This window comes from Oceanobacillus kimchii X50, from assembly GCF_000340475.1.
Lineage (GTDB): Bacteria > Bacillota > Bacilli > Bacillales > Amphibacillaceae > Oceanobacillus > Oceanobacillus kimchii.
In genome coordinates, this window is the sequence record NZ_CM001792.1 from 3,686,547 (window position 1) to 3,703,464 (window position 16,918).

The window sequence follows — 16,918 nt, forward strand, 5'->3', positions numbered from 1 at the left end:
TGCCTCAACCAAATAAGTTATTAATAAATACTCGAACAACATCTACTCCACCTATAAACGTACCGAGCGAGCTACCTAAATTGGCTAGGACAACGACAAGTAGAATTCGTGTTACCTTATTTTGCCAAAAACCTTTTACCGAGTGGACATCATCCGCTAATTGATCGAAATCCCCAACATTTGGGCGCTTAATATAGGCCTGAACAAACCCTGCAAACCAACCGGCAGCAAGCAATGGATTCAGAGATGTAATTGGGGCAGCAACAAATGCAGTTAATATTGCTAACGGATGGGCGAATGCTGCTGCAGCACCAATAGCAGATAGAGACCCGTTCCATAATGTCCAGCTAAGCGTTTGTTGCCAACCAGCTTGCGGATTCATCATAAAGGTATAAGCGATAATTGCAATAATCGCAATCGGAATGGACCATCCAATGATTTTTGGAACCTTCGATTTCTTTGGTCGCTCCATTAATTTTTTTATGTCATGTTCCTTTTCAATTTCCTTTGTAATTCCCGGAACATGTGCTGCTCCAAGTACAGCTACTACTTTTTCTCCAGGAGCTTCTTTTATTTTTTGCGAAAGGTATTGGTCACGCTCATCAATTAATGGCTTCTTCAAATCCGGGAAGTATTCAGTAAATTCTTTGAGCATTGCATTTATCGTATCTTGTTGCTTCATTTTTTCCATTTCTTGTTCACTAATCTCTTCTTTACTAAAAATACTACCCACGACTTGCATCATTAACATTGCTTTTCCTTTAAGATTAATATTTCCCCAGATACGTGCAAATGTAATCTGAATATCACGATCGGCTAAAACTAATTCTGCATTATGTTCTTTTGCTGATTCAATTCCTTGAATCATTTCCTCCCCAGGACGAATGCCAAATTGTTTTGCCATTCTTTTTTGAAAGGAAGAGATAGCCAAGTTCATCAATAGCATAACTGCTTTTTTATCTTTAATGACTTGAAAAATATCTGTGTCCTTCCACTTATTCCCTTCCATCACTGATTTGTATCGTTGTGCATCAAGCTCAATACACACCGCATCCGGTTGCTCTTGATCAATGACTTTTTTGACCTGTTCTGCACTGTTTTTTGAAACATGTGCTGTTCCAATTAAAATATATTCTTTGTTTCCTCTATGTATCCGTGTAATGGTTTCTTCCGACATGGTAGGACCTTCCTTATCTAATATGAAATAGAGAGAATCTTCTATCCGTGGATTTTTTAAGAATAATTAGGTACTTGCTAGTGTAATTCTCATTTCTCCGTGTAGATAGAAATTTCACATACATTTACCCTTAAATTATCCTTTTTGTACCAATTCACTATGTGTTTACATAGCCTATCATATCTATTGTAATACATTTCTGTCTAGTTCGTGAACTTCAATGCTGTTTTATCTTGATTTGAGTAATGTAAATCACATTAAATCGTTTTATGTTAAAATAATGATACCTACTCTAGGGGGCATGATACGTATGTTCAGCTATGTAATCGATAATCAAGTAAAGCTTCGTCAACTAAAACTAAAGGACGCAAAAAATATGTTCAACGTTGTGGATCAATCACGTGGTTATTTGCGAGAATGGCTTCCATGGGTGGATACCACCAGGAAAGCAGAGGACTGCCTTACATTTATTGATCAAACGATTCGAAATGCAGAGAACCAACGGGCATTAACACTAGGTATTTTTGTTGAAAAAAAGTTTGCAGGATTAGTGGGATTTAATTATTTTGACTGGCATAATAAAATCGCTCCAATTGGTTATTGGTTAGCACCTCAATTTCAAGGAAACGGTATTATGACAACATCAGTTCGTTCATTGATTGATATCGGTTTTCACGAAATTGGTTTAAACCGTATCGAAATTCGAGCAGCTGTACAAAACCAAAAAAGCCGCTCTATACCAGAACGACTTGACTTCAAAGAAGAAGGACTCATTCGCCAAGGAGAATGGCTATATGATCATTATGTCGATCTAATCATATACGGAAAGTTAGCAAGCGAATGGTATCGGTTCAGATAGGTTCTAAAAAATTATCTTGACGTCTCTTTAAATTGGATGTTTGTGATTTTTTCTGTATCGGTATCAAAATGAATATCGATAACAACACCGAACTCTTTCGTCTTTCCTTCTAGCCAGAGTTTGAAAGTTTCTATGGTCTCTTGATCATCTGTTTTTCTGCCAACATGTAAGTAATCCACTACTTTATCTTCAGGATATTTGGCTTTTACTTCTTGTACGGCAATTCGGCCCCATTTCGCATAAGCAGGTTCTTGCGGAGCGTCATTTCCCGGTGCACCAAGCGCATTCATCGGAAGCATAAAAGTTAAGACCATTACCATCAAAAAACTTAAAAATGACTGCTTTTTATCCATCATTTTATAAACACCTCCTGTTAGCTCTTTTTTTTATTACATTCATTTATAGCATTTCTCATCCTCAGAAAAATATGTTGAAGAAGGTAACTACATCATTTTTTATTCCCCGGGAAATATCGACAAGTAATAAAACTGTTTACAGAAAAAAATGCCGACATATCGTCGACATTTTTCTATTTTAGTGCGTGTTCAAAAAGAAGGATGCGGACTTTTGAACAACCTCTTTTATTTCTTCATTTGTACATCATGTAAATGAGCAAATAATCCGCGTTTTTGTAGCAAGTCTTCATGCGATCCTTCTTCTTCAATCCCCTTTTTGGTAACGACCATTATACGGTCTGCTTCCTTAATTGTTGCAAGACGATGGGCAATTACTATCGTTGTACGACTTTCGGCAAGTTCATTCAACGCTGTTTGGATAATCATTTCTGTCTCTGTATCCAATGCTGAAGTCGCCTCATCTAAAATTAAAATTGGCGGGTTCTTCAAGAACATACGCGCTATGGCGATTCGCTGTTTCTGACCACCTGATAATTTTAATCCCCGCTCTCCAACTTGCGTTTCATATCCATTCGGAAGTTCATTAATAAAGTCCTCCATATGTGCACGTTTTGCAGCAAGTTCGATTTCCTCATTAGTCGCATCTAATTTACCGTAAGCGATATTTTCACGTAATGTTCCAGTGAATAGAAATACGTCTTGCTGTACAACACCGATTTGGCGACGCAACGATTCTTTGGTCATATCTCGAATATCGATACCATCAATGGTAATGGACCCCTCTGTTACATCATAAAAACGTGGAATCAGTGCCGATATTGTTGTTTTCCCTGCACCAGACGGACCAACAAAAGCAACTGTTTCTCCTGGTTTTACGGTGAAGTTCATATTGTTCAATACAGCACGATGGGATTCTTCATAACCAAACGTTACATCTTGAAATTGTATATTACCTTTTAACTCATCAACTTCCACGGCATCTTCTTTATCTTGTACATCCGGATTTACTTTCATTAGATCTGTAAATCGTTTAAATCCAGCCATTCCTTTTGGATATAATTCTAATAGAGCAGTAATTTTGTTGATTGGTGTTGTTAAGACATTGACAAATAAAATAAAACTAACTAATTCCCCAGCAGTCAGCTGCCCTTGGTACGTTAACCACGCACCTATTACTAATACGGTTAACGTCATTAAACGCATTAGTAAGTAGATATTAGAATGGACAATTCCCATTACCTTGTACGCGCCCACTTTCGCTAGACGGAACTTTTCATTATCTTTTTGGAACCGTTCTTTTTCAAAAGTTTCATTTGTAAACGATTGTACAACGCGTACACCTGATACCGCATCTTCGACCCTCGCATTCACATCAGCAATATTACCGTACATTTTCTTCCATGCTTTATTCATGCGAATATTCCCGTATGTAATCAAGAAGATTAATATTGGCACTAAAATTAATATAATCATCGCCAATAATGGATTTATCGTAAACATAATGATGAAAGCGCCGATAAACGTCATAATCGAAATAAAGAAGTCCTCTGGTCCATGGTGAGCAAGCTCGCCCAGATCAAATAAATCATTCGTAATTCGACTCATAATATGTCCGGTTTTTGTATTATCAAAGAATCGGAATGATTGCCGCTGCACTTGATAAAATAAATCTCTCCTCATATCCGTTTCTATATTAATACCAAGCTTATGCCCTAAATAAGCAACAACATATTGTAAGTACGTACTTATGATATAAACCAATAATAGCAGGATAGCTACCGTTACAACCGCATTCCAATCCTCTCCAGGCAATAGCCGATCAATAAACCATTGTACAGCAACTGGAAAGGCAAGCTCTAACAATGCGACAAATACTGCAGCTGAAAAATCTATAATAAATAAGCGCTTATGTGGCTTGTAATAAGAAAAAAACCATTTTAGCATTCCTGTGCACTCCCCTTTTTTAGACACCTAAATGAAATTATATAGTCTATTTCAATCTGTGACAATATACTTATTCGACAATATATACTTTATTCTTTATCGCTCGGCAAATTTGTTTAACAAAAAAATTTATAATTGTCATATTAATCAAATAGTATTACCATTAATATCATCAAACTTGGTCGTATTTCTTAATTAAAATGGAGGAGAATTGACATGAACAACCTTCAAGCTCGAATTGAAGAACAAATTGATAACATTAGTAAATTTACAGCAACACCAGATCAAGGAACAACGAGGCTCACTTATAGTAAAGAAGACAAGCAAGCACGGGAATATATCAAAAATAAAATGTTGGAATATGGTTTAAGTTCGTGAAGATGGCTTTGGAAACATTTTCGGCAAATTAGAAGGGACTATAAAGGATGCTCCAAGTATTCTGATTGGTTCCCATTTTGATTCTGTACCAAATGGTGGTTCTTTTGATGGCCCTGCGGGAGTAGTAGCAGGTCTAGAAGTCGTGGCATTATTTAATGAAAATAACCTTAAACCAAAATATCCATTGGAAGTTATAGCTCTTATTGAAGAAGAAGGTTCAAGATTTGGAGGAGGATTGATGGGTTCAAGAGCAATGACTGGTTTACTTAGTGAAGAAGATTTTAAAAACTTCATAGATCATAACGGTGTCTCCACCTTAGAAGCGATGAAAGAAATCGGTCTCGATTCTTCACTTTCAAAAAAGAGAGATCCAGAAACAATTAAGGCATATCTAGAATTGCACATTGAACAAGGACCTATTTTAGAAGCTAAAAAAATACCAATCGGTGTAGTAGAAACCATTGTCGGTCTAACTCAATTTGAAATTACAGTGGATGGCCGAGCAGGGCATGCTGGTACAACACCAATGGATCATCGTTCAGATGCTTTAGTGACTGCAGCACAGATCATTGCTGAAATTCCTTCCCTGGCTAAGGAAGAAGGCGAAGGTACAGTTGCTACTACAGGAAAACTAAATGTTTTTCCGAATGGTTCCAATGTCATTCCGAGTAAGACTGTCTTCACAGTAGATATCCGTTCTGGAAAAGAAAAACATATCCAGAATGTAATTCGTAAGTTAAACCAATTGGTAAATTTCCACAATAAGGAGGGGATAAAAATCACGGTTAGCCAGCAATTATATATGGAGCCAAAAGCAATGAATCGAGATATCATCTCCCTGCTAAAGAAAAGTAGCAGTACTTTAGATATACCTTATTGTTCTATTAATAGTGGAGCTGGTCATGACGCAATGGTTTTAGCTGAAGTAACAGATGTCGGTATGCTTTTCGTCCCAAGTAAAGGAGGAGTTAGTCATACCCCGGAAGAATGGTCTGACTCACTAGATATTGCCAAAGCCGTTGAAATTTTATTTGAAACTGTCAAGAAATTAACGGAAGTTGAGGAATATGATTAATGAAGCAACTAGGTATAGAGAAGAAGTTAACAGCCATTCACCTTAAATAATAACGTTCGTGACAATAAACTTATTCGATAATGTTTACTTTCTTCATAATTGCTTGGCAAGTTTGTCCACAACCTTGCATACAGTGATATAAGAAGGGAGGTTTTGCTTATGTTACCGAATAAGTTTATTTGTTATGCATTGGGGTATGTATTTATTATATCTGGCCTAATAAAACTAATTGATCCATCCAGAAGAGGGATGTTCCACGAATTAGCACTTCCTTTTCCGGAAACGCTTTTCTTTGTCGTCGCTATGGTTGAATTTCTAGCAGGCATGTTATTAGTCGGCCGGATGTACCTTCATCTAGCTATCCCACCACTTATATTCATCATGATTGGCGCACTTTTCTTTGCAAAAGTTCCGATCCTCTGGACAGAAGGATTATTATCTTTCTTATTTGCATCTCGTTTGGACATTGTTTTATTGGTTTTACTAGTAATGCTTTGGCAACATGTAGGCAAATGGAAAAAAATATAGATTTTACGCACATGCATTTGTGGAAAACATCTGTGTAAGTGTTAAAATCTGTTTATATCCTCTAAATCACTTTAAGTTATCCACATTTTTATTCACATATGCACAAATGTTCGTAGTTATTTTGTGTCCGAACATATTTTCTACACCAAATATAGATTTCCACTTAAAAGTTATCCCCGATTTGTGAATAAGTTTAAATTTCTGTGGATAAATAAGTTGAATTCGTTTATATCAAGGTTTTTATCCATCTCAAAAAACAAAAGAATTTTTCCTTTCTATGTCGTAGAATAATCTTATCCTATTTTGAAAGGAAGTCATCCGTTTGAAAATTTATAGTTTTAATCAACAATATGGTCAGTTTATCACCCATTTTGATTCTATTTTTACTATGACTAGAATCCTCCAGACCAATCACGAGACGAGAATTGGTTGCATGCATTTAGATAACAATGGTATCATTGGCTATCATCAAGCATCGGTAGACCAACTGCTTCTTGTTGTCAACGGAGATGGATGGGTTCGAACTTCAGATACAGATTAAACACTTATTCAATCTGGACAAGCTATTTTCTGGAAAAAAGGAGAATGGCATGAAACAACAACCACTAATGGATTAACCGCTATCGTTATTGAAAGTTCTTCACTAAATCCCGACCAATTTTTGACACAACTAGCAGTGAAATGAATTTATCCACAGATTATCCACAGAAAAAGGCGCCTCCTGATGGACAACTTATTGAAGATTCTCTGGAAAGATCATATTTCCATTGCTTCAAATAGTTCCCACGGGTAAGCGCCTATTTTACATTATTTATGTTTCAAATTAATTGTTTTATATCCCTAACGGAGCGAAATCCTCACATAGAAGAAGTTTCACTACATCATTGACTTCCCAAAGTAATGGTCGTGTTCATTTGACGACCATCTCGATAAAATGTTAGATCTACTTCATCGCCAATTTCTTTTTCTTGATATAATATTTTTCTCAAGTCAATCATGTTATGAATTGGCTCTCCATCCATTTCGACGATGACATCTAATTCTTGTAAGCCTGCTTTATCTGCAGGAGACAATCGTTCCACTGTCCATACATATACTCCACCGGTAACTTCATGAGGTAGATTTAATGAATTTCTCCACTCATATTGCGGAAGTTCATCTAAGGAATAGATTTCTACTCCTAAATATGGACGTGTTACTTCTCCTGTTTCTTCAAGCTCTTCAATGACAGGAAGCGCGCTATCAATAGGAATGGCAAAACCTATGCCTTCCACAGCGTCTTCATTTATTTTCATTGAGTTAATCCCAATTAATTGCCCATTAATATTTATAAGTGCTCCTCCACTATTACCAGGATTAATTGCAGCATCTGTTTGAATGACTTCTGCTTGCCAATCTGCACGTCCATCCATATCAAAATCCATTGGAATGGTACGCTCCTTCCCACTTATAACACCCTGTGTTACTGTACTAGAAAGGTATAAACCAAGTGGGTTTCCAATAGCAATTGCTGGCTCACCAACTTTTATCGTAGATGATGTACCCATTTCAATTACTGTATCTACTCCCGCTCCATCCATTCTCAATACTGCTAAATCCGTAAATATGTCGCTTCCGATAATCTCTGCTTCAATATGTGTTTCATCATGCATAACCACTTCAACCGTGTCTGCTCCTTCGATCACATGATGATTGGTAACAACGTAAGCTGTATCCCCTTCAAGCTTGTATATGACACCTGAACCGGTTCCTGCTTCAACGCCTTCTTCCTGAGACCAAAAATCATTGCCACGCTGAAAATTTGTTATACCTACCACTGCTGGAGTTACTTCACTAACTACATCAGTCAATTGTGTGGATACATCTACTTGTAAAGGTTGAACATTCGGTGAAGGCTCTACATCTGGACTATTTTCTTCCGTAGAAGTCGCTTGATCAGTATCTCGACCATCTTCGTGATTTAAAAAGAGGTCTGGGACAATAACTAATATCACTATCCCACCAAGTACAATACCTGTTAATAATGGAATAAACCAGGTGCTTTTTCGTTTCTTTTTTTTGTAAGATTGGTCATAATATCCCATATATCGATCTCCTTATCGGTTTCTATACCTAAGTATTCCCTAAAGATCGTAAAACATAAACCTTTTTAATCCCAATTCACTACCTTATCCAACTTCATAAAGTGGTGTTGCAAGTCTTGGGTCTGTATGATGCAAATCCACCTGAATTCCTCGTTCATCTAACACTTGTTTAACCGACATTTGAGCAAGATCTTTCATGTTATTATCCATACTTAAATGAGCTAAATAAATTCGTTTCGTACGATTCGATATGATATCGGTTAGTGCAAGACCACAATCTTCATTTGATACGTGACCTGAATCTCCAAGAATTCGTCTTTTAACACTCCACGGATACGGCCCCATGCGAAGCATACCTACATCATGATTTGCTTCAAATATATATGCATCGGCATCTTCCACAGTTTTTTTAATTCGCTCCGATACATACCCTAAATCTGTAACAAGCGCTACTTTTTTCCCATCATGCCGGAATGTATAAAACATCGGTTCCGCAGCATCATGGGATACACCAAACGACTCCACCTCCAAATCTCCGAAACTGCGAACAGACTCCAAATCAAAGGTAAATTTCTGATCAAGTGGAATTTTACCTATCGATTGATCCATCGCATGCCATGTTTTTTCATTTGCATAGATTGGTAGTTGGTATTTACGTGCTATAATTCCTAATCCCTTAATATGATCACTATGCTCGTGTGTCACAAGAATGCCATCTAATTGTTTCGGATCTACCTGAATGCTTTGAAACAACTCGTCTATCTTTTTACCACTTAATCCTGCATCAACGAGCATCTTTTGTTGCTCTGTTTCTATATAAAACGCGTTCCCTGTACTGCCTGAAGCTAGTACACTAAAACGTAGGGTCATTCATCTTCACTCCCGATTTCTTCCAGCTTTCCTTCCATCAGTTGTATGATGTTTTCTCTAATTTCGTTTTCTTCATCTAATCGTCTTGCTTGTACTAAAATATTTTCGTTAATGGTATCTGTAAAAAATTGCGTATAGTACCCTGGATAAATGATCCCTTCGAAACCATTAACAAAATAATCGACCGTGTCATCGATTGTTACTTTCCAAGTTGGTGCAAAGACAATTTCTCCACCATCTTCAGGTTCAATACGAGAGTAATACCCAATGGCAATATCGCTGACTTCCTGATCTTGTCTGAGGTAACCATTATTACTCCGCAACAAATAGCTAATAGCTGTTTTCGGAGACACAATAGATCTATCTCCCTGTTTATTTGAATCCCCAAGCATGGTCTGCGTATAATGTGTGATCTCGTTATCATCATTTAAATAAAAGAGTAGTATAGCTTGTTGGTTAAGGAATACTGGTGCCCCTTCTTTTGTTTGAAAGAAAGCGATAATATTTAAGTCTTTATTCCATGTACCATAAGTATACTGACCAGCCTGAATGACGTAAGGAGCAATGATACTTTGAAGCATTTCTCTTTCCGTACCTTCTTTTGGCATCTCAATAGGCTCTTCAAATTGTGCAAAGAGAAGTGTATTATCTATACTTGTAGTCGCTTCTAATCCATCTATATTATTTAATTCTTCTACTTCACTTGATTTAAATAGACGCTTAGCCACAGATAAATAACTTAAATCAGGCACTTCTCTATTTATAATAGCATTATTAATTTGAATATTCTCTGATTCCAATTGTTCATCTACCGTCTGATCATCGTTGCTTAAAGATGGTAGATCATACTGGTCTTGACGTTGAACGAATTGAAAAAGCAAATAAACATTTAAGACAAGGAAACTGAGAATAAAAAGTGTTTTAATGTGAGACCATTGCATCCTCAATCCCCTCCTCTAGCCGCATCACCAGGCTCATACGGTACGGCCGACCAACTATTATTTACTTTCATAAACCACTCTGGTTCCATTGATACATAGTCCCCGTTATCATCTGTTTCCACTTGAATCTTATAACCTACTTTTAAATCTTTAATGTTATCCATATTAATTTTTGAATTCGCTAAATCTTCTATTATATCTTCTCCACTACGCATTTCTTTTTTTGTTTTGGTAATAATATCAGTCGTATCGAGATAAATAGCCGGACGTTTATACTCTAATAAGTGTTGATTACTATGCTTTTGTTTTATCGTTGAGATGTCTGGTGAGGAACCTTGAAATACAGGATATCCCTCATAATACATTTGATACGTAATTGTTTCATTATCAATGTTCATTAACCGGAAGTCCTCGGTAAAACCAGAATGTCCATTAATATTCTGTATACTACCTTCAATTAAATTCAATTCCGACATTGGTTCCGATTGTTCTAAATATAAATATATATATTCCATTACATTGCGTTCAATCGTCAATTGTCGCACATCCGTCGCATATAAGTAGCCATTCCCCGGAGTCGCAGATCCTCTTATACCAGAAGTATTCTCAAATAACATTTCTTGAAGTACGGATTTGTCCATCTGTGTAAAAAAGATCGACAATGGTTGCATCGCTGGTACTTCTCTTGGAATATAAATATCGTTTTCTGAGCCCTCTACTAACGTCATCGCTTGATAATCTTCTGATTGCAATTTATGCATCTCATCCCATACCTCTTGATATCTCGATGTACTCGTTACTTCCGCTTTCACCTTTTCACGTCCATCAATGGAAATAAATTCGAATTCTAATGACTTCGAATTCGGTTCAAAGGTAATATAAAATCGATCTATAGAAAATGTAGGATATGGTATTGCCTCATCTTCAAATTGCAAAATACGATCAAATAATAAGAATGGAACTTCTTGTGGAAAAATAACTTCGATTTCATAGTTAGATGCTGTTCTTTCTTCTTCTACTGGTAATCTTTCCATTTCTGTTAAGGGTAAATCCTGCAAACGATCATAGAATTGTTCCTTCAAACTAGGGTTAGCATGCGTATAATAATTTCCCTCTTGTTTAAATAAAATTTCAGATGGCACGACAATTTCATCTACAGACTTTTCTGCTCCACTTAAAGTTCCTTCTACGGATCGTTCATTCAAAGGATCATAGTCAGCTTGATAATTCCACATACCGAACGTCAGAATCATACTTGTCCCAATTAACACGACTAAAAGTAATGATTTAGCTGTCTCTAGTTTCATCTGACATCCCCCCGCTTCGAGCTCATCAGTGGTAATGTAAATAAAATTGTTGTTCCTTTACCTTCACTACTTTGAGCCCATATCTGACCATGATGTGCTTCAACCAATTCTTTTGTAATTGCTAGTCCTAAACCGGTACCTCCAAGTTTTCGGTTTCTTGCTTTATCCACACGATAAAACCTTTCAAATATTTTATCTAATTTATCGTAAGCAATTCCCATTCCTTGATCTTGTACACTTATTAATAAATAATGGCGTCTAATATCTAATTTAACTCTGATTTTTCCGCCATCTGGAGAATATTTAATTGCATTGGTTATGACATTATCCATTACTTGTGTAATCTTGTCCCGATCCATCCAAACATAGGCTTTCGTATTCGGTATTATTTTTTCCATATGAATGGATTCTGGAATATTCATTTCATAGCGATCTAATACTTGGTATAGATAGCTTGTAAATTCTTCCCGTTGCTTATGCATTGGAAGTTCATCCGAATCCATCTTAGACAGTTGTAATAAATCATTAACCATACGAATCATTCGATTGGTTTCTGTTTGGGTCACATCTAAAAAGCGCGGTGCAATTTCTTTGTTTTCCCAAGCACCATCCGACAATGCTTCTAAGTAGCTCTTCATTGTGGTTAAAGGTGTTCTGAGCTCATGTGATACATTGGAAACAAAATCACGACGTTCTTGTTCCATTTTCTGTTGTTCGGTAACATCACTTATAACAGTAATAAATCCAGTAATCTCTTCTTCTTCATCGACCACTGTTGTAAAATTGGCGCGAATAAGGAATGGTGTATCCTCATTACTAAAATCAATGATCATGGAACCATTATTATGTAATTCACTTAGATCAATTTCATTTCCTTCTAAGTGTAAGACATCAATAACAGAATCTCCTATTAAATCTTCTGGATTCTCACCAATTAATTTAGCCGCTGCATCATTCATTAATGTAACAGAACCATCGTTATCTGTAGCAATGACACCATCCGACATATTGGCAAGTATCGAACTGAGCTTTCGCCTTTCTTCTTCAATGGTGGCATAAGAATGCTTCAGCCTACTATTGAGATCATTAAACGTCTCAGCTAGTTGCCCGATTTCATCTCTACCATATACATTTACCTTCTGTGTGAAATCTCCATTTGCCATGATTATAGCTTGTTCACGCATCTCCATGATTGGTTTTGTGATAGTACGTGCTACCAAAATCCCAATAATAGCCGAAATCGTAATTGCAAGAATGGAACCTTGGAGGAAGATATTATTTATATCCTCGATTTGGCCATATACTTCTTCTAAAGAAGACTTATAAAACACAGCCCCAACAGCCATGTCGTCATCACCCAAAATGGGCTTGACATATACATAGACCCTGCTATCTGTTTCATCATCATAAAACGTACCATCGTCCGTAGAATTAAAAAGTAAGGCATCACGCACCATTGAATTGTTCAATTTTTGACCAATTTGATTTTGGTCATCCAATACATTGGTACCCCTTACTCTACTCTGATTATCAACAACATTGATTGTTGTTGAAGCATTTCCTCTATTTATATCATTAATAATTCGTGTAATCTCTTCTTCTAAAGACTCTATGGTTCCACTTTCCTCAGATCGATCTCTAGCAAACGCTTGCTCTAAATTATGACTGAGCATTTCTACACGTTCGCTAGCCGATGTCTTGAAATTTCTTGTTAATTCATCATTTAAGCGATCCGTAAAGAAGGATCCTATCACTTGCACAGCTATAATCAAGAGTAATATATAAATAATTATAAATTTTAACTGTATCGATCGAAAGAATCCTACTTTATTCATATACAACTACTCCTGCTCAGGATTACGTAAATAATAACCCACACCTCTTCGGGTTACAATCCATAAAGGATTACTTGGGTTCTCTTCAATTTTTTCACGAAGGCGACGAACGGTTACATCTACTGTACGTACATCACCGAAATAATCATATCCCCATACTGTTTCTAATAGATGTTCTCTTGTCATTACTTGTCCTATATGACGCGCCAGATAGTGTAGAAGCTCAAACTCACGATGTGTAAGTTCAATTTCTTCTCCTTTTCGCGACACGACATATGCATCAGGGTGTACGATAAGATCCCCAATAACAATATCTTTCGTTGTTTTCACCGTTTCATCTGGTACTTGTTCACGACGTAAATTCGCCTTAACACGCGCAATAAGTTCTCGGTTGCTAAATGGCTTTGTTACATAGTCATCTGCACCAAGCTCCAGTCCTAAGACTTTATCGATTTCTGCATCTTTTGCTGTAAGCATGATTACAGGAATATTTTGTGTTTTCCTTACTTCTCTTAAAACTTCATTTCCGTCTTTCCCCGGAAGCATAATATCTAAAAGAATTAGGTTCGGTTTTTCACTTTCTGCTAATTCTATCGCTGTATCTCCATCATTTGCTACGACAACTTGGTAGCCCTCTTTTTCTAAGTTAAATTGTAATATATCTGCAATTGGCTGCTCATCATCTACTACTAGTATTTTTTGACTCATTTTAGCCACATCCTTTTCATCCAAAAGTTACACAAACTTTTCTTCTATTTTAACGCAAAATGACATTAATGTCTTGTACACTGAATAATAATTTGCCTTTTAAAAAATGACGCTCTTTTTTCTTACCAAGATCATCCATTAATTGTTCATATAATTTACTTATTTGTACTTTATTTTAAACTTCTACACCCAGTTAACGTAACACAGTGTTTCACGTGTAACAACTCAATAGTATAAACCAAAAGAAGCAAAAGCCAATCAAGTTTTATTGGCTTTTGCTTCTTTTATAACTTAGTTACAGCTTTTTTTTATTTTATTATGGACGATACACACTACGTACAACATTTGTTTGAGAACGATCTGGGCCAACAGAGAAAATCGATAACGGAATCTCTGTTAATTGTGAAACTCTCTCTAAATAATGACGAGCATTCTCTGGTAGGTCGTCTAAGCTCTTCGCTCCTGTAATGTCTTCTTGCCAGCCTGGCATTTCTTCATACACTGGTTCACATTCTGCAAGTACTTTTAAGCTCGCTGGGAATTCTTTCATAATTTCCCCTTTATAACGATAGGCAACACAAATTTTCAATGTTTCAATACCAGTTAATACATCAATAGAGTTTAAGGATAAATCAGTTATACCACTTACTCGGCGAGCATGGCGAACAACAACACTATCAAACCAACCAACGCGGCGAGCGCGCCCCGTAGTAGTTCCATATTCACGTCCAACTTCACGAATTTGATTCCCGATTTCATCATGAAGCTCTGTTGGGAAAGGTCCGTCACCTACACGAGTTGTATATGCTTTGGATACGCCAACAACATGATTAATTTTCGTAGGTCCTACCCCAGATCCAATTGTTACTCCTCCCGCAATTGGGTTGGAGGAAGTAACAAACGGATACGTTCCTTGGTCAATATCTAGCATAACGCCTTGTGCACCTTCAAACAACACTCGTTTACCTTCATCAATGGCATCATTTAATACAACAGAAGTATCAGTAACATAAGGTGCCATCTTCTGGCCATACTCATAATATTCTTCTAAAATATCTTCTACTTGAATAGGATCCGCTTCATATACTTTTTCAAATAAACGATTCTTTTCTCTTAAATTCTGTTCCAGCTTTTCACGAAAAGCATCTTTATCCATTAAATCCGCTACACGAATTCCAACACGTGCGGCTTTGTCCATATATGCAGGGCCGATTCCTTTTTTCGTTGTTCCAATTTTATTTGCACCTTTTTCTTCTTCTTGAAGAATATCCAGTTTCAAATGATATGGAAGGATAACATGTGCACGATTGCTTATACGAAGATTATCAGTTGATACATTACGTTCATGAAGATATGCAACCTCTTCAACAAACGCCTTCGGATCAATTACCATTCCATTACCTAATACACAAATCTTATCATCAAAGAAAATACCAGATGGAATCAAATGTAATTTATACGTCACATCATCAAATTTAATTGTATGTCCAGCATTATTACCACCTTGATATCTTGCAACTACTTCTGCATTTTGAGAAAGAAAGTCTGTAATCTTACCTTTCCCTTCATCTCCCCATTGGGTACCCACAACAACTACTGAAGACATAGTGCACCTCCATAATGAATTTTAATAATATACTTACTTTTCATAGCAACCATAGCATCCGTAAAATTGATCATTATAATGAATTTACGAAAGTTACTTCACTACGATAAATTATTTGTCTTTTATTCTAACCATTAGTCATTCTATCAATACGAATCTAAATAGTCAATGTAAAATACGAACATTTTATCGTTATAATCAGTTAATGTACGGAACATCCTATATATTTTATAATTAAAAAAGGTTCCTATCACCGTATTGATAATAGAAACCTTTTAACTGATTCAAGAACAGAAATTATTTTAATTACTCTACATCTTTTGTCCATTCGTCAACTTTATCTTGGTTAGCTTCTACCCAATCAGCAGCTGCTTGTTTTGGATCTGCGCCTTCACTGATTTCAAGCATTACTTCTTCCATAGCAGCAGTGTCCCATTGGAAGTTATCAAGTACTGTGTATGCTTCTGGCATGTCTTCTTCTAGACCTTCACGAACCATCGTTTCAATCGTTTCAGCATCACCAAATACACCTTCTGGATCTTCCAGATACTTTAAGTCATATGCTTGGAATTTCCAATGCGGAGACCACCCTGTTACAATAATATCTTCTTCATTATTAATTGCACTACCTAGTTCAGTAGCCATAGCACCACTAGAAGAAGTTTGAACAGACCATCCATCTAGGTTATCATATGTTTCTACAGCGTCTTCTGATGCGGCAACAACACCTGCACCTGGCTCAATACCAGTGATCGTTTGCCCAGCTTCATCAGAAAGGTCTTCAATGGAGTTAACATCCATATATTCTGGAACAACTAATCCAATTTTTGCTCCCTCTAGGTTTACACCAAGACTTTCAACTTGATCACCGTAAGCTTCATACTGCTCAGCATGAGTGTTTGGTAACCATGCTGCTACCATTCCGTCAGCTTCCCCATTTGCTACAGCTTCCCACATAATTGCATTATCTAAAGCAGTTAATGTTACATCATAACCTAAATCTTCTAAAACTTTACCAATCACGTGTGTTGATGCTACTTCCGTATCCCATTCTACGTATGCTAGTTCAATTTCTTTACTATCTTCTCCAGCTGAATCTCCTTCACCATCTCCACTATCGTCACTTCCGCAACCTGCAGCAAATAATGATAATGCTAGTCCTGAAATTAGACCTGCACGTTTTAAGTTCCATGTAGCCATAAAATCGCTCCTTTTATTAGTATAGATTAGTTTATATAGACTCTCCTCAT

14 protein-coding genes and 1 pseudogene are annotated in these 16,918 nt (G+C 36.6%); 4 read left to right on the forward strand and 11 right to left on the reverse strand.

What is annotated here, in order from left to right; translation table 11 throughout:
• Positions 1–4: 4 nt before the first annotated feature.
• The gene (locus tag C794_RS18710; protein WP_017798709.1) at positions 5–1,177 is read right to left on the reverse strand and encodes a TraB/GumN family protein; all 1,173 of its coding nucleotides are present in this window, start codon (positions 1,175–1,177) and stop codon (positions 5–7) included.
• A 310-nt stretch (positions 1,178–1,487) separates the two neighbouring features.
• Between C794_RS18710 and C794_RS18715 the strand changes: the two genes are divergently transcribed.
• Positions 1,488–2,036, forward strand: coding sequence for a GNAT family N-acetyltransferase (locus C794_RS18715; RefSeq protein WP_017798710.1), 549 nt, complete (start codon positions 1,488–1,490; stop codon positions 2,034–2,036).
• 11 nt (positions 2,037–2,047) lie between these two features.
• Here C794_RS18715 and C794_RS18720 read toward each other — a convergent pair whose 3' ends face one another.
• Together C794_RS18720 and C794_RS18725 are read right to left on the reverse strand one after the other, a co-directional pair.
• Positions 2,048–2,392 carry a YqzG/YhdC family protein gene (locus C794_RS18720; protein WP_017798711.1) on the reverse strand — a complete coding sequence of 115 codons (345 nt, stop codon included), beginning with the start codon at positions 2,390–2,392 and terminating at the stop codon, positions 2,048–2,050.
• A 225-nt stretch (positions 2,393–2,617) separates the two neighbouring features.
• Entirely contained in the window at positions 2,618–4,336 is a 1,719-nt protein-coding gene (locus tag C794_RS18725; RefSeq protein ID WP_017798712.1) for an ABC transporter ATP-binding protein, read from the reverse strand.
• A 216-nt stretch (positions 4,337–4,552) separates the two neighbouring features.
• Between C794_RS18725 and C794_RS20065 the strand changes: the two are divergent.
• The 3 genes and pseudogenes from C794_RS20065 (at position 4,553) to C794_RS21310 (ending at position 6,858) form a co-directional block, all read left to right on the forward strand.
• Positions 4,553–5,789 (forward strand): annotated as a pseudogene (locus tag C794_RS20065) (allantoate amidohydrolase).
• Between the two features lie 159 nt (positions 5,790–5,948).
• Positions 5,949–6,317, forward strand: coding sequence for a DoxX family protein (locus C794_RS18735; protein WP_017798713.1), 369 nt, complete (start codon positions 5,949–5,951; stop codon positions 6,315–6,317).
• Positions 6,318–6,639: 322 nt separating this feature from the next.
• Positions 6,640–6,858, forward strand: a complete 219-nt coding sequence (locus C794_RS21310) for a hypothetical protein (protein ID WP_017798714.1) — start codon at positions 6,640–6,642, stop codon at positions 6,856–6,858.
• 340 nt (positions 6,859–7,198) lie between these two features.
• On the opposite strand, the gene C794_RS18745 is transcribed toward C794_RS21310, so the two are convergent.
• The 8 genes from C794_RS18745 to C794_RS18780 all read right to left on the reverse strand — a co-directional run bounded on the left by C794_RS18745 (position 7,199) and on the right by C794_RS18780 (position 16,868).
• On the reverse strand, positions 7,199–8,401 hold the full coding sequence (locus C794_RS18745; RefSeq protein WP_017798715.1) for a S1C family serine protease: 1,203 nt from the start codon (positions 8,399–8,401) through the stop codon (positions 7,199–7,201).
• 84 nt (positions 8,402–8,485) lie between these two features.
• The gene (locus C794_RS18750) at positions 8,486–9,271 is read right to left on the reverse strand and encodes an MBL fold metallo-hydrolase (RefSeq protein WP_017798716.1); all 786 of its coding nucleotides are present in this window, start codon (positions 9,269–9,271) and stop codon (positions 8,486–8,488) included.
• Positions 9,268–10,212, reverse strand: coding sequence for a two-component system regulatory protein YycI (locus C794_RS18755; protein ID WP_017798717.1), 945 nt, complete (start codon positions 10,210–10,212; stop codon positions 9,268–9,270). The genes C794_RS18750 and C794_RS18755 overlap by 4 nt, the downstream gene beginning before the upstream one ends.
• Positions 10,213–10,214: 2 nt before the next feature.
• Positions 10,215–11,519, reverse strand: a complete 1,305-nt coding sequence (gene yycH / locus C794_RS18760; protein ID WP_017798718.1) for a two-component system activity regulator YycH — start codon at positions 11,517–11,519, stop codon at positions 10,215–10,217.
• A complete protein-coding gene (walK, locus tag C794_RS18765) occupies positions 11,516–13,354 on the reverse strand; it encodes a cell wall metabolism sensor histidine kinase WalK (RefSeq protein WP_017798719.1) in 1,839 nt (612 codons plus the stop codon). Before walK ends, yycH begins: the two co-directional genes overlap by 4 nt.
• Positions 13,355–13,360: 6 nt before the next feature.
• Positions 13,361–14,062 (reverse strand): response regulator YycF, encoded by a 702-nt coding sequence (yycF, locus tag C794_RS18770; RefSeq protein ID WP_011067850.1) that lies wholly within the window; start codon positions 14,060–14,062, stop codon positions 13,361–13,363.
• A 316-nt stretch (positions 14,063–14,378) separates the two neighbouring features.
• Positions 14,379–15,668 carry an adenylosuccinate synthase gene (locus C794_RS18775; RefSeq protein ID WP_017798720.1) on the reverse strand — a complete coding sequence of 430 codons (1,290 nt, stop codon included), beginning with the start codon at positions 15,666–15,668 and terminating at the stop codon, positions 14,379–14,381.
• A 306-nt stretch (positions 15,669–15,974) separates the two neighbouring features.
• Positions 15,975–16,868 carry a glycine betaine ABC transporter substrate-binding protein gene (locus C794_RS18780; RefSeq protein WP_017798721.1) on the reverse strand — a complete coding sequence of 298 codons (894 nt, stop codon included), beginning with the start codon at positions 16,866–16,868 and terminating at the stop codon, positions 15,975–15,977.
• Positions 16,869–16,918 lie beyond the last annotated feature (50 nt).